Raw genomic sequence first — 17,444 nt, forward strand, 5'->3', positions numbered from 1 at the left:
CGAAGCGGGCGGCAGGATAATAGATCGCGAGGAATTGTTGTGAAAAAACTTAAAAGAAGCTCACGTTTGGTGGAAATGACGCAATTTTTGCTGTCACGGCCGCATACATTGGTGCCTCTTACTCATTTTGCAGATCGATACGGGGCAGCTAAATCGTCCATAAGCGAGGATCTGGCGATAATCAAAGAAGTATTTGAGGATGAGGGTACTGGCGAGCTTCTGACACTGGCAGGAGCGGCTGGGGGCGTCAAACTGATTCCAAGGCTCTCCAAGCAGCATGCGCTTGCGTTTGCGAACGACTTGTGTGCGCAGCTGGAGCAGCCTGATCGCATATTACCAGGGGGGTACCTGTATCTGTCTGATTTGCTGGGCCAACCGGCGATGATGAACGAAGCGGGAAAAATATTTGCTACCGCTTTTGCCGATCGTCAGATTGATGTGGTTATGACCGTGGAGACGAAGGGAATTCCACTCGCATATGCAACCGGAGCACAACTCAATCTGCCAGTCGTGCTTGTACGGCGTGACCATCAGGTAACAGAGGGTTCGGCTGTAAGTATTAATTATGTTTCCGGATCGCAAAAGAGCCTGCATACGATGTCTTTATCCAGACGTGCGATGCGTGAGAAATCGCGTGTGCTTATCGTAGATGATTTTATGAAGGCCGGTGGCACGATTCAAGGAATGGTCGATTTGTTAGCTGAGTTTGATGCTGAGGTAGCGGGTGTCGGTGTGTTGGTAGAGTCGGGCGAGATTGAGAACGAAGAGCGCCTGTTGCACGATTATATTTCACTGGCAAATCTGACTGCAGTTGATTCTCGAAGCAAGCAAGTTACAGTCAAGCTGGGTAATTATTTTGATGAGTTAACAGGGCAGTAAATTGTCACAATTCATCATAAAATACCTAAATATGTCGAAAAGAAATTTTTTCAAAAAAATTACCTGAATTTAGGATACGAATTGTCCAAAAAAAGAAGGAATTCGAAATGCTGTGTGGAATGTATACACCAAGTCCTATTTGGAAAAAGGTGGTGAAACACACATGCAGATTACGGATGTTAGACTCCGCCGAGTGAACTCAGAAGGAAGAATGAAGGCGATTGCATCCATTACAATTGATAACGAGTTTGTTGTACATGACATCCGAGTTATCGACGGTAATAACGGGATGTTCGTAGCTATGCCAAGTAAACGGACCCCTGACGGAGAGTTTCGCGATATCGCTCACCCGATATCTTCAGGAACCCGTGAAAAGATTCAAGCTGCTGTATTGACCGAGTACGAACGTGCAGCTGTTGATGAAGAAGTTGCTATTGAAGAAGGCGCTTAATTCGCCTAAAGCAGGATTGGGGTACAAAAGAAAAAGAGAGCCACTAACTGTGGCTCTCTTTTCTTTTTGTCTGGAATGAGATATATTCTTTAGTGAGTTAACAGTCAGTTTTAAGGCAACTTGGAGCCATCCGGGCTGCCGAAGCGGCTTTTTCATAAGACAGGGACTAGGCAGAAATGCGTCCCGGGAATGAACGTCCAGCACAAGCTGGCCTGAAAAAATAGCCATTAACCAAAGGTTCGCCGTTATTTTTCAGGAGGATTGTGAAAAGTTAAGCAAAATCTGATCTGGGAATTAACGTTTTAGCCAAGGGGTAACTGTTATTTTCAGGATAGGAGGTTGGACTTGTTGGAAAGGTTGGCAGTCATTCTTGCCGCAGGGCAGGGAAAACGTATGAAATCCAAATTATATAAAGTTCTGCATCCGGTGTGCGGAAAACCGATGGTCGGACATGTGCTCGACACGGTTCGTGAAATCGGTGTGTCCCGAAGTGTAGTCGTCGTGGGTCACGGAGCAGAGGCGGTACAGTCTTATTTGGGACCGTCGGCAGAATATGCGCTTCAGGCAGAGCAGCTGGGAACAGGCCATGCTGTCAAGCAAGCCAAGAACCTGCTAGGTCAGGAACAGGGCACCACAATTGTCATCTGTGGAGATACTCCTTTGATCACAGCGGAAACGCTGGAAGGTTTGGTACAGCTGCACGAAAGCCGCGGAGCGGCTGCTACGATTCTGACCGCTGAGTTGGACGACCCGAAAGGATATGGACGAGTTATCCGTGATACTTCCGGGGCCGTGCTTAAGATCGTGGAACAGAAGGATTGCTCACCTGAGGAAGATGCTGTCCGTGAGATTAACACAGGCACATATTGCTTTGACAATGCCAAGTTATTTGCAGCGCTGGACAAGGTAACGAACACCAATGCACAGCAGGAGTACTACCTGACAGATGTCATTGGTATTTTGCATGGCGAAGGTGAGCAGGTTGAGGCGTATTTGACCAATGATGTGTCGGAATCTATCGGTGTAAATGACAGAGTTGCTTTGTCGGTCGCTGAGGGTTATATGCGCGAACGCATTGTTCGCAAACATATGCTGAATGGTGTCACTGTCATTGATCCTTCTTCTACCTACATCGGGAGCGATGTTGTCATTGGCTCGGATACAGTGTTGTACCCGAACACATGGCTGCATGGTCAAACGCAAATCGGAGAAGATTGTGTGATTGGTCCTCAGGCAGAGATTCAGAATACGATTATCCACTCAGGAGCAACAGTGAAACATTCCGTGTTGAACGAAGCGGAAGTGGGAAGCAGTACATCTGTAGGGCCGTTTGCTTATCTGCGTCCAGGCGCGAAGCTTGGCGAACATGTAAAAATTGGTGATTTTGTAGAAGTGAAAAATGCGACCATTGGAGATCATTCCAAGGTGTCTCATTTGAGCTATGTCGGTGATGCCAAGGTGGGTACAAATGTAAATATTGGCTGCGGGGCAATAACGGTCAATTATGATGGATATAATAAATCCATTACAGAAATTGAAGACGATGCCTTTATTGGCAGCAATGTGAATCTAATCGCCCCGATTAAGATTGGAAAAGGTGCTTATGTTGTTGCAGGCTCCACTGTAACACATGCTGTTTCTGAGAACGACCTGGCCATTGCCAGACCACGTCAAGAGAACAAAGCGGGATATGCGGACAAAATCCGCGCGCGCGCCAAAGCGAAGAAAAAAAGATCGGAATGACCTTAATCAGCAAGCTGTTGAATCTGTAATGAATGAACCAGCACGGAGGGTTTCTATTAATGACTTATTGCGATTCCAAACTCAAAATATTTACTTGTAACTCCAATCCGAAGTTAGCCCACCAGATTGCGGACTACATCGGAATCCCAATGGGGGAATCCCATACCACATCGTTTAGTGACGGTGAAATTCAGGTTAAGCTGTCGGAAAGTGTTCGCGGCTGCCATGTGTATATTGTACAGTCCACTTGTCTGCCCGTTAACGACAACTTGATGGAGCTATTGGTTATGATTGATGCACTTAAACGCGCTTCTGCCAAAAGTATCAATGTTGTTATGCCATATTACGGTTATGCTCGTCAGGATCGTAAGGCTCGTTCACGTGATCCGATCACAGCGAAACTTGTCGCCAATCTGATTGAAAAGGCGGGGGCTCACCGCGTAATCAGTATGGATTTGCATGCGATGCAGATTCAGGGATTCTTTGATATTCCAGTTGATCATATGTTGGGAGCGCCAATTCTGGCCCAATATTTCCGTTCCAAACAAATTGAGAACCCGATTGTCGTTTCACCCGATCATGGCGGGGTTGTTCGTGCGCGCAAGCTGGCGGACTTCCTGAGTGCGCCGCTCGCTATTATTGATAAGCGTCGTCCAGAGCCCAATGTCAGTGAAGTAATGAATATCATCGGGAACATTGAAGGTAAAACGGCTATTTTAATTGATGATATCATTGATACAGCCGGAACGATTGTATTGGGTGCAAATGCGCTTAAAGAAGGCGGCGTAAAAGATGTGTATGCATGTTGTACACATGCTGTGTTGTCTGGTCCTGCGATGGAAAGACTGGAGAATTCGCCATTAAAAGAGGTGGTTGTGACGGATACAATCCCGATCGTTCACCCAAATCCGACAAGCAAGCTGAAGGTACTGTCTGTGGCTCCGTTAATGGGAGAAGCCATCATCCGTGTGCATGAAGAATTGTCGATCAGCAAGCTGTTTGAAATCGAATAAGCGCTGGCTCATTAAAAAAAGGGGTTGCTTTTTCCGTATGGAAAAGGTAACCCCTATCAGCATGTCAGGCTAAAATCCTGGTCGAGATATGAATGTAAAGCGTTGACGATTGTATAGTGTGTCCTCTATTTCGACGAAATGCTCATTAAAACGCGCAACGATGCCAATTTGAACATGTACATTCCCGTCATAAATTTGCACAGGAACGGAATGCTTTAAATGATATAGAAAATGGCTGTCATATAAGAGGATATCACCTTGATTGAGCATATCGGCACGCACCTTCCTGTTCACTACAACTATTTTACCAAAAAATCAAGACTTCGAAAGAGGGTGTCAAGGTTAATGAAGTGGATTGTAGGATTGGGCAACCCCGGTCCCCAATACGAGAAAACAAGACATAATGTCGGATTTATGGCCTTAGATGCACTTGCCTCACGTCATAATATCCAGATTACCCAAAGCAAATGTAAGGCGTTGATTGGTGAGGGCCATATTGGTGGCGTGAAAACGGTACTGATTAAGCCTATGACATATATGAATCTCTCAGGCGAGTCTCTACGTGCTTATATGGACTACTATAAGGCTGATCTGGAGGATCTGATTGTTGTGTACGATGATCTGGATACAGAGGTCGGTAAAATAAGACTGCGTTATCAAGGTAGCGCAGGCGGCCATAATGGTATTAAATCGATCATTCAGCATACGGGGACGCAGTCCTTCAACCGAATTCGTATGGGCATTTCTCGTCCAGAGCCTGGACATGCTATTGTCGATTATGTTCTGGGCACCTTTCCTAAGAAGGAAAAGGAGCTATTGACCGGAATGATAGAAGATACGTGCAATGCTTTGGAATATAGCCTGAATCATCCGTTTGAGCGGACGATGGCTGAATTCAACAAATAAGTATAGACGCAGGTAGGCGGGCTTAAATGGAAGTTTGTTGGACATACTGAAAGGTATAGAAAACTTTCAGGAGGCATATACATTACATGGTTGTTAATTATGTATGCAGACATTGTCGAACTTTCTTAGGGCGGATTGACTCCGCTGCAATAACCGAAGAAAGGTTGGGCTTCCATTCCTTGACCCCTGCTGAACGTAGAGATATAATAGCGTATAATTCGGGTGGTGAAGTGACCGTTAGAGTCATTTGCGAGCATTGCAGTCAGGCACTGGAGAATAATCCGGAGCTGAGTCTGCTCGTAAACCCGCTCCAATAACAGGTGTTCAACTGGTCTGTAGTACCAGCTTGAGAGGTGAAGCGGCAATTCCGCTTATGGAGCCTTGGCAGCATTGCTGAGGCTTCTTTTTCGGTTTACATGTAACTATTTATAAGCATAAAGGGGTGCCTTTTTTGTTACAAGCACTTATTCAGGCTTTTACAAAGGATGCTGACTATGCATCTATTGCGGCAGGTATATCCTCAGGCATGAAGGAACAGCTGATATCAGGTTTATCAGGTTCTTCAAGACAGGTACTGATGGCCGCACTTGCTGAAGATACCGGACGACCGTTAATGGTCATGACACACAATATGTTTGCTGCTCAAAAAATTGCAGATGATTTGCAGGAAGCGCTTTCTCCTGATCAGGTTTTATTATATCCTGCTAACGAGCTGGTAGCTGCTGAAGCGGCTATATCCAGTCCTGAGACATTATCCCAACGAATTGATGTATTGATACGATGCGCCCAGGGTTTTCGTGGGATTGTTGTCGTGCCGTTTTCTGGGGTCCGGCGTTTACTGCCAATCCCGGAAACATGGCGTGAGGCTCGTGTTGAGCTGAAAGAGGGAGAAACGATTCAGCTGGAATCGTTTTTGCTGCATATGGTGGAGATGGGATACCAACGTGTAGAGCGTGTTGAATCACGTGGAGAGATGAGTGTACGCGGGGGAATTATTGATTTTTATCCAATGACAACCCGTTGGGGCTATCGTGTGGAGTTATTTGACGATGAAATTGACTCCATCCGTATGTTTGATCCGCAAGATCAACGCTCGGTGGAAAAGGTACAGCATGTTACTGTAACGCCGTGTAAGGAAGTTATTGCAAACCACCAGCGTATGGATCAGGCTGCGGATGCCGCTGCAATATTGTTGGGGGAACAGCTGGACAAAATGACAGATCGTCAGGCCAAGCAGCATCTGAAAGAAGAAATTCATCGTGAAATTGAGCTGCTGCGGGAGCATGTGTATTTTGATGAAATCTATAAATATATCTCCTTGCTGTATCCTGAACGTAAAACCTTGGCTGACTATATGCCGGAAGATACAATTCTGATCATTGATGAGCCGGCGCGGATGCTGGAAACAGCCAGACAGCTAGAGCGGGATGAGTCTGAATGGAATCTGCATTTGCTTCAAAACGGTAAAACTCTACCGCAACTGGAGCTATCGGACAACTCGGATAATCTGCTGTATAATCGGAGATTTCAAACCCTGTTCCTATCAATCTTCCTTCGTCAGGTTCCACATACGCAGCCGCAAAATATTTTGAATTTCATTTGCCGAGGCATGCAGGATTTCCACGGTCAAATGAATGTACTCAAGGCAGAGATGGATCGTTGGCGCAAGGCAGGCACACAGGTTATGATGCTGGCGAGTGGAGATGAACGTCTGGATCGGATGCGGAGAGTGCTTCAAGACTACGGTATTGATGAACCGACCATGGCGATCGGTAATCTGCAAAGCGGTTTTGAGATGCCGTCTATTCACCTGGCGGTGATTACCGAGGGTGAGATGTTCTCCCAGAAGCAGCGGAAAGCACGTAAGCAGGGCCGACATGTAGACAATGCAGAGCGGATTAAGAGCTACAGCGAGCTGAAGGTAGGCGACTATGTCGTACACCAAAATCACGGGATCGGGAAGTACATGGGAATCGGCACGCTGGAGGTTGGCGGTATCCATAAGGATTACATGCATGTCCTCTATGCGGGCGGAGATAAGCTGTCTGTACCGATTGAACAAATTGATCTGATTCAGAAGTATGTGGGCTCAGAGGATAAGGAACCCAAGATTTATAAACTGGGTGGCAATGAGTGGACGCGTGTTAAAAGCAAGGTGCGCAGCTCGGTTCAGGACATTGCGGATGATTTGATCAAGCTATATGCGGAAAGACAGTCAGCACCAGGGTTTGCTTTTGAAAAAGATTCGCCAGAGCAGCAGGAATTTGAGGATATGTTCCCGTATGATGAGACACGTGACCAGATTCGGGCTATTGAAGAAATTAAGAAGGACATGGAGCAGAGTCGTCCGATGGATCGTTTGCTGTGCGGTGACGTAGGCTACGGCAAGACTGAGGTGGCTATTCGCGCTGCTTTTAAGTCTGCTATTGAGGGCAAGCAAGTGGCTGTATTGGTACCGACGACGATTTTGGCACAGCAGCATTATGAGACATTCCGTGAGCGTTTTTCCGGGTATCCGTTCAATATTCAGGTATTGAGCCGCTTCCGCTCGCGCAAAGAACAGAATGAGACGACCAAGGGAGTTCGACAAGGTACGGTTGATATTGTTATTGGTACTCACCGTTTACTTTCACAGGATCTGGTGTTCAAGGATTTGGGGCTGCTTATTGTCGATGAGGAGCAGCGTTTTGGCGTAACGCATAAAGAAAAGCTGAAAAAGCTAAAAACGAATGTAGACGTATTGACACTAACGGCTACACCTATTCCACGTACGCTGCATATGTCCATGCTGGGTGTACGTGATTTGTCAGTCATCGAGACGCCACCGGAAAACCGTTTTCCAGTACAAACCTATGTAGTTGAGCATAGCCAGACTCTAGTGCGTGAGGCCATTGAACGCGAGATGGCGCGTGGAGGGCAGGTGTATTACCTGTATAATCGCGTGCAGGGTATTCAGGAGATGGCTGCCGAGATCAATGCGCTTGTGCCAGATGCCAAGGTGGGCGTAGGTCACGGGCAGATGTCTGAAACGGAGTTGGAGAAAACCATTTTGGATTTCCTGGATGGCGAATATGACGTACTGGTGAGCACGAGTATTATCGAAACCGGCGTGGACATCCCCAATGTGAATACACTCATTGTGCATGATGCCGATAAGATGGGATTATCCCAGCTTTATCAGCTGCGTGGGCGTGTAGGTCGCTCCAACCGGATTGCCTATGCCTATTTCACATACCAGCGAGATAAGGTGCTTACAGAGGTGGCGGAGAAGCGTCTTCAGTCCATCAAAGAATTTACAGAATTGGGATCTGGATTCAAGATAGCAATGCGTGATTTGTCCATACGCGGAGCGGGTAACTTACTTGGCGCCGAGCAGCACGGATTCATCGCATCTGTCGGTTTTGACCTTTACTCGCAAATGCTGGCTGAGGAAATCAATAAACGTAAAGTTACTGTGCTTGGAGAAGAGGATCAGTCTAATCGGAATTGGAGTACATCGATTGATTTGGGTGTCGATGCTTACCTGCCGGGAGATTATATCTATGACAGCATCCAGAAGATAGAGATTTATAAAAAGGTTGCAGCGGTCAGCACCTTTGACGAGGCTTCCGAGCTGGAGGACGAACTGGTCGATCGATTTGGTGATCTGCCAGAGGCGGTTCGTCATTTGCTTGCTGTGGCTCGACTTAAAGTATATGGACGGATGTATGGAATCGAGTCCATTGTGCAGCGGGATGACAATATATTGCTGAAATTCCATGAAGGGCGCCAACAGGCGGTTCAGACTGCCAAACTTGCTGAGATTGGCAATCGCTTTGAAAGACGTGTACAATTTGAACAGGGTACTTCTATGAGCGCACGCATAAAGGGTAAAGGTCTAGACGATCCACAGTTGCTAGAACTGCTGGAGCAATTTTTGAGTGAATTGAAAGAAGCATTCACATTGAAGGAGGAACTGCAAAATGTCACAACTAAATAAAAGAAAACCTTGGAGAATGCTCTCCTTGGGCATGGCAGCGTTGCTGGCTATATCGGTGCTGGCAGCATGTACGAAGCAAGCGGATGAAAGTAAGGTCAAGGAGGAGCCGAAGGACAACAGCAAGGTTGTCGTGACCTATAAGGGTGGAACGATTACTGAAAATGAGTTCAACCAAGAAATCAGCATGATGAAATTCCTGTATCCGGAATATGAGGCTGCTTTAGCGTCTGATCAGGTACGTGAGCAGATTGTAAAGCAGGAAGTAGTGTACAAGCTTTTGGCAGCCAAAGCGGACGACAAAGCCAAGGAAGAGGGCGCCAAACAAGGGAACGAGCAGTTGGAGCAGTATAAAAAGTCGGTTGGCGAAGATAAGTTTAAGACATTTTTGAGTGATCAAAAGCTGACTGAACAAGGTGTAAAAGATTACTTCACGCGTGTAATGACAGTAATCAACAGCGAAACCAATAAAGTAACGGATGATCAGCTGAAACAGGAATTTGAGAAAAATAAAGATCAGTTCACGACAGCAACTGTGCGTCATGTATTGATTAATTTCGAAGATCCAAAAACAAAGAAACAACGTACAAAAGAGGCTACTCTCAAGCTGGCCAAAGAAGTAAAGGCAAAACTGGACGCTGGAGCAGATTTTGCAACGATTGCCAAGAAGTATTCGGAAGACCCAGGTTCCGCATCGAATGGTGGGCTGTATGAGAATGCATCTGTAGCGCAATGGGTACCTGCTTTTAAAGAGGCTGCCGAGACTCAACCGATTAACAAAATTGGTGATCCCGTGGAAACAGAATACGGATATCACGTGATCAAAGTGGAATCCCGCAATGAGCCAACATTTGATAAATTGAAGGACAACGAAAAGGCTGCCCTGAAAAATAAATTGGCTGGGGAAAGTATTCAAAACTTTACCGAAAATGATTTGGCGAAGCTTGATTTGAAAATCAATCTGCCGAAGGCACCTGCTACGCAAGAGAAAAGTGGTGCAACGTCCGGTGCGGGCAGCACGACTACGCCTAGCGGAACAACAAGCGGTACGGGCGATAGCAAAGCTGGGACAGCTAAAGATGGAGCTACAAACGAAGGTAAATAACTGAACATGCATAAGGAATTGGGAACAGATGAATACTATGGTCAGATATCACCATAAACACCATGACCGCGACGTTCTTCGTGACCGCTTCTGGGGGAGTGGAAGCGTCTTTCGATACCGTCAGTAGTTTACAAAATTCTTCTTGAGAAAGTGGGGCAACATGTGAAATGAAAGCTACTGGTATAGTTCGCCGTATTGATGATCTTGGGCGGGTAGTTATTCCAAAGGAAATTCGCCGCACCTTGAGGATTCGTGAAGGAGATCCGCTTGAGATTTTTGTGGATCGTGACGGAGAAGTCATTTTGAAAAAGTATTCACCTATAGGTGAACTTGGTGATTTCGCCAAAGAATATGCTGAGTCCCTGTTTGAAAGCACAGGCCATATTACGATGATTACCGATCGTGACACCATTATTACGGTGGCTGGAGGCTCGAAAAAAGAGTTTCTGGACAAACAGATCGGTAGCATTATCGAAAGTAGCATGGATAATCGCAAGACTGTGCTGGAGACAGCCAGTGGCTCTTATGAGCTGACGCGAGACCACGAAGAAACACTCTCGTCCTTTGTGACGGCTCCCATTGTTTCGGGTGGTGATCCTATTGGTGCTGTTATATTGCTAAACAAGGATGAAAATGTGAAAATGTCCGAAATGGAGGTCAAGATGGCTGAAACAGCCGCTGGCTTCCTGGGCAAACAAATGGAACAGTAAATCCCCGTTTCACCCCTGTATGACGTACAGAGTGGCCAAAGCCATTCAACGTTGCACAGGGTTTTTTTTCTTTCCGGGAGAAGAGACGGTATAATAAGACTCGTAAAAATGCTTATTCCAGGTGGGAGTGGAGACGGAGAATGCAGGAAAATCGCGCCGCTTCGCGGCTGCTACGAGGGGCTGTCATTTTGACACTGGCAGCGGTAGCAAGCAAGCTAATCGGCACATTGCAAAAAATCCCGTTGCAGAATATTGGCGGCGACGGCGTGTTTGGCATTTATAATACGGTGTATCCTTTTTATACGCTGTTCATTACCATTGCAGCTGCTGGATTCCCAGCGGCTATATCCAAATTTGTAGCTGAGTATGAGGCAGTGGGAAACCGGGCAGCCGGGCAACGTGTTGCCCGGCTATCTTCGCTTGTATTGGGCCTATTCGGACTGATTCTGGGGCTGCTGATGTACACGTGCGCGTCACTAATTGGCCAGTGGATTGACAATGCTCATGTCATTCCATCGGTGAGGGCGGCAGCGGTAGCCTTTTTGTTTGTACCGGTTATGGCGGGACTGAGAGGTTATTTTCAAGGCTTGCAAAATATGATTCCAACGGCTGTTTCCCAAGTGACGGAGCAGGCGATAAGGGTAAGCGTAATGATTATATTGCTGCTGTTCATGCTGTCACAGGGAGCAGGGGCAGATGTCATTGCCGCCGGAGCCGTGTTTGGCTCAGCAGCAGGTGGAGCAGCGGGCCTGGTCATTATGCTGTTGTATTGGCGGGGCCACCAAAGGAGGCTTAGGCAGCAAGGTAGGAGCATGACGACAGTGCAGGCACAGACTGGTGAGCTTCAACCAGTGGAGAGCAACAGTGCTTTGCTAAAGGCACTGCTACGCTATGCCTTGCCTGTGTGCCTTGGAGCGCTAGCTGTTCCGCTTATTAACCTGGTAGATACATTTACCGTCCCTCGCTTGTTAAAGCAGGAGGGCTTGGACGATACAGCGGTTATGGTGGCCTTCGGCGTGTATAACCGTGGTCTGCCGCTAGTACAGCTGGTCATGATGTTGGCTACCACATTGTCGGCATTGTTCATACCTTCGCTGGCTGAGGCTCGGGTGACTGGCGGTACGGAGCTGGCACGTCGTCAGTGCGAGCAATCACTGCGCTGGTTTTGGCTGCTGGGACTAGCCGCTGCGACAGGCTTGATCGTGCTGGCCGTGCCCATCAATGTGATGCTGTATGCAGACGACGCTGGCAGCGCGGTTATGCGCTGGATGGCGCTGACCGCCGTAGGCGGCACGCTCAGCATCATCTCGGCTGCGTTGCTGCAAGGGCTTGGCGCGGTTCGCGCGCCAGCTCTGGCGATGCTTGCGGCCGCCGTGGTCAAGGCGCTGCTAAACTGGCTGCTCGTGCCGCAGCTAGGCACGGCTGGAGCCGCCATTGCGGGAGCTGTCGCCTATCTGCTGGCGGCTGCGATCAACATCGCGCTGCTGACCCGCTTGGTGGGGCTGCGCGGGAGCTGGTCCGCCAGTGTGCTCAAACCGGCGGCATTGCTGATCGCCCTGGCTATTGCAGCCGGGGCGGCGATGTGGGGCACCAGTGCTGTGCTAGGTGCCTTGGGGTGGGCTGTCGAAGGCCGCGCCACGGCAGCAGCGGAGAGCCTGCTGGGTGTAGCAGCAGGCGCTGTGGTGTTCGTGATTGGCCTCGTACGCTTGAGGCTGATCTCGGAAGCCGAGCTTGTGGCGGTGCCCAAGCTCGGACGCCCGCTGGCAACCGTGCTGCGCAGACTGCGTGTGCTGGCTTAGCTATGCCTTGATACAGCTCGCCGTGTGGAGAGCTGTACAAGCCATTTTATGAGCCTGTACAACTTTGTGGTATAGTAAATGCCAAGGCAAAGGAAGCGGAAGCTGGGCTGCGCCGGGTACTTTTTCGGAGCATGGATCCTGCTTTTGCGGAACGGAGGATTGGATATGAGTGTAACATTAACGGTCGTAGGTCTGGGTTCGGGAGATCCTGATCAGCTTACGATAGGGATATTAAACAAAATGCGGAGTGCTTCAGCGCTCTATCTGCGAACGAAGGAACATCCGGCGGTTCAAGTGCTGGATGAGTTTGAAGTGGGCTTTGAGTCGTTTGACGCGGTATATGAGACAAAGGATTCTTTTCCAGAGGTATATGAGGAAATTACCAGCCAATTGATGGAAAAGGCTGCTAAGGCGGCAGACGGAAGCGAAATCGTCTATGCCGTTCCCGGTCACCCGATGGTGGCAGAAGCAGCGGTGCAGTTGCTCAAGGAGCGTTGCCCTGCGCAAGGGATTGAGCTAAACATCCTGGGGGGGGAAAGTTTCCTGGATGAGGCTTTTGTGCGGCTTGGTTTTGATCCGATTGAGGGTTTTCAGCTGTTGGACGCAGGTACACTGGATGCAAGCTGGCTCCAGCCTCAGTTACATACGCTGATCGGACAGGTATATGACACCTTTACGGCTTCCGATGTGAAGCTGTGCTTGATGGAGCGGTATCCTGACGATTATGAGGTATATGTCGGCCACGCGCTTGGAGTAGAAGGTCAGGAAGCAGTACACAAGGTGCCGCTGTACGAGCTGGATCGAGTAGAGGGCTACGGGAACCTATCCTTGGTATACATACCTCGCAGTGAAGATGAGACGCTGAAACGGCGTTCCTTCGACCGTCTGCACGAAATTGTCGATATTTTGCGCAGTCCGGAAGGCTGTCCATGGGATCGTGAACAGACACATCAATCGATCCGCAAGAATCTGATCGAGGAAACGTATGAGGTTATTGAAACCATAGATGAGGATGATCCTGAGCATATGAAGGAAGAGCTCGGTGATCTGTTGTTACAAGTTTTGTTGCATGCCCAAATGGAAGAGGAAGTCGGAACCTTTAATGTATATGATGTGATTCAAGGGCTGAATGATAAGCTTATTTTCCGTCATCCGCATGTGTTCGGAGACAACCAAGCAAACGATGCGGAAGAGGCGCTGCAAAACTGGGAGCAGATGAAGGCGGAGGAAAAACGGCTTAAAGGTACGACGGCAGCAACCCCTTCCGTATTGGACGGGGTTCCCCGTGATCTGCCTGCTCTTATGAAATCGTACAAGCTTCAGAAGAAAGCTGCTAAAGTAGGGTTTAACTGGGACAGCATTGAAGGTGTATTCGACAAATTGGATGAAGAAGTGGCTGAGTTGAAGGAAGCGGTTCGTGAAGGGCATTCCGTGGAAGCTCAGTTGCTGGAGTTGGGCGATGTGTTATTTGTTGCCGTGAATGCAGCCCGGTTCATGGACGTAGATCCAGAGGAGGCGCTGTCAGCCACTAATCGCAAATTTGTGAGCCGTTTCCAGTATATTGAGCAGAAATTACGCGAGCAGGGGCGTCGTCCCGAAGACAGCAGTGTAGATGAAATGGAGACCTACTGGCAGGAAGCGAAAAAGCTCCCCGAAAGAGATTGATTCCTTAGATTTGTTTTTGGCTGTAAAGGCCAGTAAAATGAGTCATATGCAGGGTTGAAAATACGCCCGTCTTGAGCAGACTTGCCAATGAGCAGAGTTTTGTAGTAGGATGTTGGCTTAACTGGGGTCGAATAAAAAAACGCCTGTTATAGCAGGATTTTTAAGGACAAGCCAGAATAACTTGTAGTAAATCTGAAAATAACTGTAGCTTATAGTTGAGCATGTTACAGTGGTATTCAGGAAGGGCTTCGGCCACAGTTGGACCTCACGTATGCTCCATTTAGGGACATGTAGCGTGATGATTATTTTTTGACATTTAGGAGGCTTTTATCTTATGAACAAGACAGATCTGATCAACAATATTTCCAGCAAAAGCGGTTTGAGCAAACGTGACGTTGAAGCTGTATTGAATGGTGTTCTTGGCGAAATTACAGATGCACTTGCTAGTGGTGACAAAGTACAACTGATCGGCTTCGGTACTTTCGAAACGCGCAAGCGTTCCAGCCGTACAGGTCGCAACCCACAAACCGGTAACACGATTGAAATTCCAGAATCGACCGTTCCTGCTTTTAAAGCCGGCAATAAGCTTAAAGAAGCCGTTAACTAATGCGTCTTGATAAATTCTTGAAAGTCTCGCGGCTGATTAAGCGTCGTACAGTAGCCAAGGACGTCTCTGAACAAGGGAGAGTGCTGGTGAATGGACGCGAAGCCAAGCCGAGCAGTGCGGTCAAAGTAGGCGATGAAATTACCGTCCAATTTGGCCAGAAGCTGGTGACCGTGCGAGTGGAACGGCTCGCCGACACTACACGCAAGGACGAGGCTGCAAGTATGTACACTTTGGTAAAGGAAGAGCCTATTGCCAGGGATAATGGTTTGAACTGGTAAGCAGACATCTGATTTTCCCATAGCGCTGTACATAGAAGCATTCCTTCATATTTTATGAAGGGGTGCTTTTTTTTGATGATAGCCTTCGTCTAATATATGCTCGTGAAGAGCCGAAGCGGTTCTAAATCATGCCCATCCCTTCATAAGCTAAGAACAGAAGGAGGGGTACATGCCATGATTGAACAAGGGAAGACCAAGCATCATGATCTGCGCATGCAAAGCCGCAAGCAGCTCGACATTTCAGGCGTCAGCAATGTGGAGAGCTTTGACAGTGAAGAATTTTTGCTTCAGACCGAGCTGGGCCATCTCACCATTCGCGGACAGCATTTACATATCAAAAACCTCAGTCTGGAAGAGGGGCTGCTGTCCATTGAAGGTCTGATCAATTCCCTCGTCTACCTGGAGCCTGGGGCCCCGGCCAAAAACGGAAAAAGCCTATTCGGCAAGCTCTTCAAATGAACCCTTATACACAATGGCTGACATTGACGTGGATGCTGTTATCGGGCATAGCGATGGGAGTGGTATTTGACAGTTACCGGGTACTGTCAATCCGCTTTCATTTTGCTCGTTGGAGTGTCCATATGTTGGACGTGCTGTATTGGGTGGCCTCGGCCTTGTTCATTTTCCGTGTGCTGTACGCGAGTAATCGCGGTGAGCTGCGGTTTTATGTCTTTTTAGGACTACTTTTGGGGGTTTGGCTCTATTTTTGGGCCTTTAGTGTTACAACCCAACGTTTTGTGGTAATGTTAATAGAGATCGTTCGCAGACTAACGTTGATCGTGAACAGCATACTGCGCATCCTGATTGTTCTTCCGGTGTTAGCGCTGTATCGGCTGTTACGCAAGCTGGTCGGATGGACATGGGCACTTATTGTGTTCCTAGGAAGGATGCTGATATACATCCTGATGCCGGTTTGGAAGCCGATTCTTTGGTTGATCGGTCCGCTTAAAGCGCGCTTGAAAACTCCAGATTCGCTCATAAAGCTAGGTATCAGACTGAAAAGTACAGCAAAAAGATGGTTTGGAAGGGGGTAGTATCATGCGTAATTCGTCTGTAGATCGCCATTCATCTCCTACGTCCAAGTCCAACGCGGGCGGGCGCAGGCGAATCATGATTTGGTTGCTATCGCTTGCCGCCTTTGGTAGTTGGGCCATATTCACCTTTTTTTCTCAAGGCATGATTATGGCCGATCGGAGTGAACAGCTCATCCAGAAGGAAAAACAGAAGCAAGCTGCTACACAAACGGAACAACAGCTTCAAACCGAAGTGAATCGTCTCAAGGACCCTGAATACATCGGAGAAATTGCCAGAAGCAAGTACGGTTTGTACAAACCGGAAGAGACGCCAATTATCGGAGATCAAAAATAGGAACATTATTGGGCCAATGCTTAGTTGACCTTGGTTCCGCCATTTTGTATAATCAAATCACCACAGCGGGATTTTTTTGAAAAAAAAATCGGTTGTATATTTTAAGGGAGGATCATTTTATTCTATGGCAATTGAAGTGGGCACCAAGTTAGAGGGCAAAGTGACAGGCATCACGCATTTTGGAGCATTTGTGGATTTGTCTGGAGGTGTCACGGGTCTCGTTCACATCTCGGAAATCGCCGATAATTATGTTAAAGATGTTAACGACCACCTGAAGATTAATGATGTTGTGACGGTGAAAGTCATTAATGTTGACAAAGATGGCAAAATCGGACTTTCCATTAAGCAAACGATTGATAAGCCAGCAAGTGAAGCCCGTCCCCCAAGAGCTCCAAGACCGGAGCGTACAGGAGGATCAGGCGGAGGAGACCGTTTTGGCGGCGGAGGTTCAGGTCCAAGTCAGGGACGCGGTGGTGGTGGTTTCAACCGCGATCGTGGAGGCCGTTCTTTCAAGCCTGCACCGGGTAAACCTTCATTTGAGGATAAAATGTCACGCTTCCTGAAAGATAGTGAGGAACGCATTTCGTCGCTGAAAAAGAACACCGAAGGTAAACGCGGAGGACGCGGCGCGAAGCGTGTTTAATTCACTTTGACAACCGTATCAACCATACACGGAAAACCGTACAGTCGAAAGACTGCTACGGTTTTTTTGCGTTCTACCGACAAGAGACGCAAGAAGCAGCGGATGAGGGCAATACCCTTGAGCAGAGTTGTACGGATGCTTTTTTAAGAGTTAGTAGTTTCATGAAGAAGAGAAGATGCATTGCGTTGGAATGTGGATGTTTTTTTTGTCGTGTGAACATAATCGTCCGACAAACTCCAACGGTTTTCCGTCTATCTTCTGTGCAAATCGCTAGTCTGGGCATCAGGATGGACGACATAGA

At 47.9% G+C, this 17,444-nt stretch carries 18 protein-coding genes; 17 read left to right on the forward strand and 1 reads right to left on the reverse strand.

Features of this window, described 5'->3' with window-relative positions; translation table 11 throughout:
- Positions 1-39 precede the first annotated feature (39 nt).
- From purR to ABEW32_RS09995, 4 genes are all read left to right on the forward strand, one after another.
- On the forward strand, positions 40-879 hold the full coding sequence (purR, locus tag ABEW32_RS09980; protein ID WP_430187097.1) for a pur operon repressor: 840 nt from the start codon (positions 40-42) through the stop codon (positions 877-879).
- A gap of 163 nt (positions 880-1,042) precedes the next feature.
- Positions 1,043-1,330, forward strand: a complete 288-nt coding sequence (spoVG, locus tag ABEW32_RS09985) for a septation regulator SpoVG (protein ID WP_007428016.1) — start codon at positions 1,043-1,045, stop codon at positions 1,328-1,330.
- 345 nt (positions 1,331-1,675) lie between these two features.
- Positions 1,676-3,073, forward strand: coding sequence for a bifunctional UDP-N-acetylglucosamine diphosphorylase/glucosamine-1-phosphate N-acetyltransferase GlmU (gene glmU / locus ABEW32_RS09990; RefSeq protein WP_430187100.1), 1,398 nt, complete (start codon positions 1,676-1,678; stop codon positions 3,071-3,073).
- Positions 3,074-3,132: 59 nt separating this feature from the next.
- Positions 3,133-4,086, forward strand: coding sequence for a ribose-phosphate diphosphokinase (locus tag ABEW32_RS09995; RefSeq protein WP_013308125.1), 954 nt, complete (start codon positions 3,133-3,135; stop codon positions 4,084-4,086).
- Between the two features lie 69 nt (positions 4,087-4,155).
- Here ABEW32_RS09995 and ABEW32_RS10000 read toward each other — a convergent pair whose 3' ends face one another.
- Positions 4,156-4,356, reverse strand: coding sequence for a hypothetical protein (locus ABEW32_RS10000; RefSeq protein WP_013368676.1), 201 nt, complete (start codon positions 4,354-4,356; stop codon positions 4,156-4,158).
- Positions 4,357-4,431: 75 nt separating this feature from the next.
- On the opposite strand from ABEW32_RS10000, the gene pth reads away from it, so the two are divergent.
- The 13 genes from pth (at position 4,432) to ABEW32_RS10065 (ending at position 17,143) form a co-directional block, all read left to right on the forward strand.
- A complete protein-coding gene (gene pth / locus ABEW32_RS10005; protein WP_430187103.1) occupies positions 4,432-4,992 on the forward strand; it encodes an aminoacyl-tRNA hydrolase in 561 nt (186 codons plus the stop codon).
- A gap of 86 nt (positions 4,993-5,078) precedes the next feature.
- Entirely contained in the window at positions 5,079-5,309 is a 231-nt protein-coding gene (fin, locus tag ABEW32_RS10010) for an anti-sigma-F factor Fin (RefSeq protein ID WP_430187106.1), read from the forward strand.
- A gap of 134 nt (positions 5,310-5,443) precedes the next feature.
- Positions 5,444-8,971, forward strand: a complete 3,528-nt coding sequence (gene mfd / locus ABEW32_RS10015; RefSeq protein WP_430187109.1) for a transcription-repair coupling factor — start codon at positions 5,444-5,446, stop codon at positions 8,969-8,971.
- On the forward strand, positions 8,955-10,073 hold the full coding sequence (locus ABEW32_RS10020) for a peptidylprolyl isomerase (RefSeq protein ID WP_430187112.1): 1,119 nt from the start codon (positions 8,955-8,957) through the stop codon (positions 10,071-10,073). The genes mfd and ABEW32_RS10020 overlap by 17 nt, the downstream gene beginning before the upstream one ends.
- A 167-nt stretch (positions 10,074-10,240) precedes the next feature.
- Entirely contained in the window at positions 10,241-10,783 is a 543-nt protein-coding gene (gene spoVT, locus ABEW32_RS10025) for a stage V sporulation protein T (protein WP_063208355.1), read from the forward strand.
- Between the two features lie 140 nt (positions 10,784-10,923).
- Positions 10,924-12,582, forward strand: a complete 1,659-nt coding sequence (locus tag ABEW32_RS10030) for a putative polysaccharide biosynthesis protein (RefSeq protein WP_430187116.1) — start codon at positions 10,924-10,926, stop codon at positions 12,580-12,582.
- A 165-nt stretch (positions 12,583-12,747) separates the two neighbouring features.
- Complete coding sequence (gene yabN, locus ABEW32_RS10035; RefSeq protein ID WP_430187120.1) at positions 12,748-14,247, forward strand: bifunctional methyltransferase/pyrophosphohydrolase YabN; 1,500 nt, start codon at positions 12,748-12,750, stop codon at positions 14,245-14,247.
- A 334-nt stretch (positions 14,248-14,581) separates the two neighbouring features.
- Positions 14,582-14,854: an HU family DNA-binding protein gene (locus tag ABEW32_RS10040; RefSeq protein ID WP_007428028.1), complete on the forward strand. Its 273-nt coding sequence runs from the start codon at positions 14,582-14,584 to the stop codon at positions 14,852-14,854.
- Positions 14,854-15,132, forward strand: coding sequence for an RNA-binding S4 domain-containing protein (locus tag ABEW32_RS10045; RefSeq protein ID WP_016818913.1), 279 nt, complete (start codon positions 14,854-14,856; stop codon positions 15,130-15,132). The genes ABEW32_RS10040 and ABEW32_RS10045 overlap by 1 nt, the downstream gene beginning before the upstream one ends.
- A gap of 174 nt (positions 15,133-15,306) precedes the next feature.
- Entirely contained in the window at positions 15,307-15,591 is a 285-nt protein-coding gene (gene yabP / locus ABEW32_RS10050) for a sporulation protein YabP (RefSeq protein ID WP_430187123.1), read from the forward strand.
- A complete protein-coding gene (yabQ, locus tag ABEW32_RS10055; RefSeq protein WP_430187125.1) occupies positions 15,588-16,166 on the forward strand; it encodes a spore cortex biosynthesis protein YabQ in 579 nt (192 codons plus the stop codon). The genes yabP and yabQ overlap by 4 nt, the downstream gene beginning before the upstream one ends.
- Positions 16,167-16,170: 4 nt before the next feature.
- Positions 16,171-16,500 carry an FtsB family cell division protein gene (locus tag ABEW32_RS10060; protein WP_322157897.1) on the forward strand — a complete coding sequence of 110 codons (330 nt, stop codon included), beginning with the start codon at positions 16,171-16,173 and terminating at the stop codon, positions 16,498-16,500.
- A gap of 124 nt (positions 16,501-16,624) precedes the next feature.
- Positions 16,625-17,143, forward strand: coding sequence for a S1 domain-containing RNA-binding protein (locus tag ABEW32_RS10065; RefSeq protein ID WP_430187129.1), 519 nt, complete (start codon positions 16,625-16,627; stop codon positions 17,141-17,143).
- Positions 17,144-17,444 lie beyond the last annotated feature (301 nt).

This window comes from Paenibacillus jamilae (assembly GCF_050482105.1).
Classification (GTDB): domain Bacteria; phylum Bacillota; class Bacilli; order Paenibacillales; family Paenibacillaceae; genus Paenibacillus; species Paenibacillus jamilae_B.

What these genes read in the sequence shown, in the direction of transcription:
- spoVG (WP_007428016.1), top strand. Translation starts at nt 1,043, where the DNA reads ATGCAGATTACGGATGTTAGACTCCGCCGAGTGAACTCAGAAGGAAGA.
- ABEW32_RS09995 (WP_013308125.1), top strand. Translation starts at nt 3,133, where the DNA reads ATGACTTATTGCGATTCCAAACTCAAAATATTTACTTGTAACTCCAAT.
- ABEW32_RS10000 (WP_013368676.1), bottom strand. Translation starts at nt 4,356, where the DNA reads ATGCTCAATCAAGGTGATATCCTCTTATATGACAGCCATTTTCTATAT.
- pth (WP_430187103.1), top strand. Translation starts at nt 4,432, where the DNA reads ATGAAGTGGATTGTAGGATTGGGCAACCCCGGTCCCCAATACGAGAAA.
- fin (WP_430187106.1), top strand. Translation starts at nt 5,079, where the DNA reads ATGGTTGTTAATTATGTATGCAGACATTGTCGAACTTTCTTAGGGCGG.
- ABEW32_RS10020 (WP_430187112.1), top strand. Translation starts at nt 8,955, where the DNA reads ATGTCACAACTAAATAAAAGAAAACCTTGGAGAATGCTCTCCTTGGGC.
- spoVT (WP_063208355.1), top strand. Translation starts at nt 10,241, where the DNA reads ATGAAAGCTACTGGTATAGTTCGCCGTATTGATGATCTTGGGCGGGTA.
- ABEW32_RS10030 (WP_430187116.1), top strand. Translation starts at nt 10,924, where the DNA reads ATGCAGGAAAATCGCGCCGCTTCGCGGCTGCTACGAGGGGCTGTCATT.
- yabN (WP_430187120.1), top strand. Translation starts at nt 12,748, where the DNA reads ATGAGTGTAACATTAACGGTCGTAGGTCTGGGTTCGGGAGATCCTGAT.
- ABEW32_RS10040 (WP_007428028.1), top strand. Translation starts at nt 14,582, where the DNA reads ATGAACAAGACAGATCTGATCAACAATATTTCCAGCAAAAGCGGTTTG.
- ABEW32_RS10045 (WP_016818913.1), top strand. Translation starts at nt 14,854, where the DNA reads ATGCGTCTTGATAAATTCTTGAAAGTCTCGCGGCTGATTAAGCGTCGT.
- yabP (WP_430187123.1), top strand. Translation starts at nt 15,307, where the DNA reads ATGATTGAACAAGGGAAGACCAAGCATCATGATCTGCGCATGCAAAGC.
- yabQ (WP_430187125.1), top strand. Translation starts at nt 15,588, where the DNA reads ATGAACCCTTATACACAATGGCTGACATTGACGTGGATGCTGTTATCG.
- ABEW32_RS10060 (WP_322157897.1), top strand. Translation starts at nt 16,171, where the DNA reads ATGCGTAATTCGTCTGTAGATCGCCATTCATCTCCTACGTCCAAGTCC.
- ABEW32_RS10065 (WP_430187129.1), top strand. Translation starts at nt 16,625, where the DNA reads ATGGCAATTGAAGTGGGCACCAAGTTAGAGGGCAAAGTGACAGGCATC.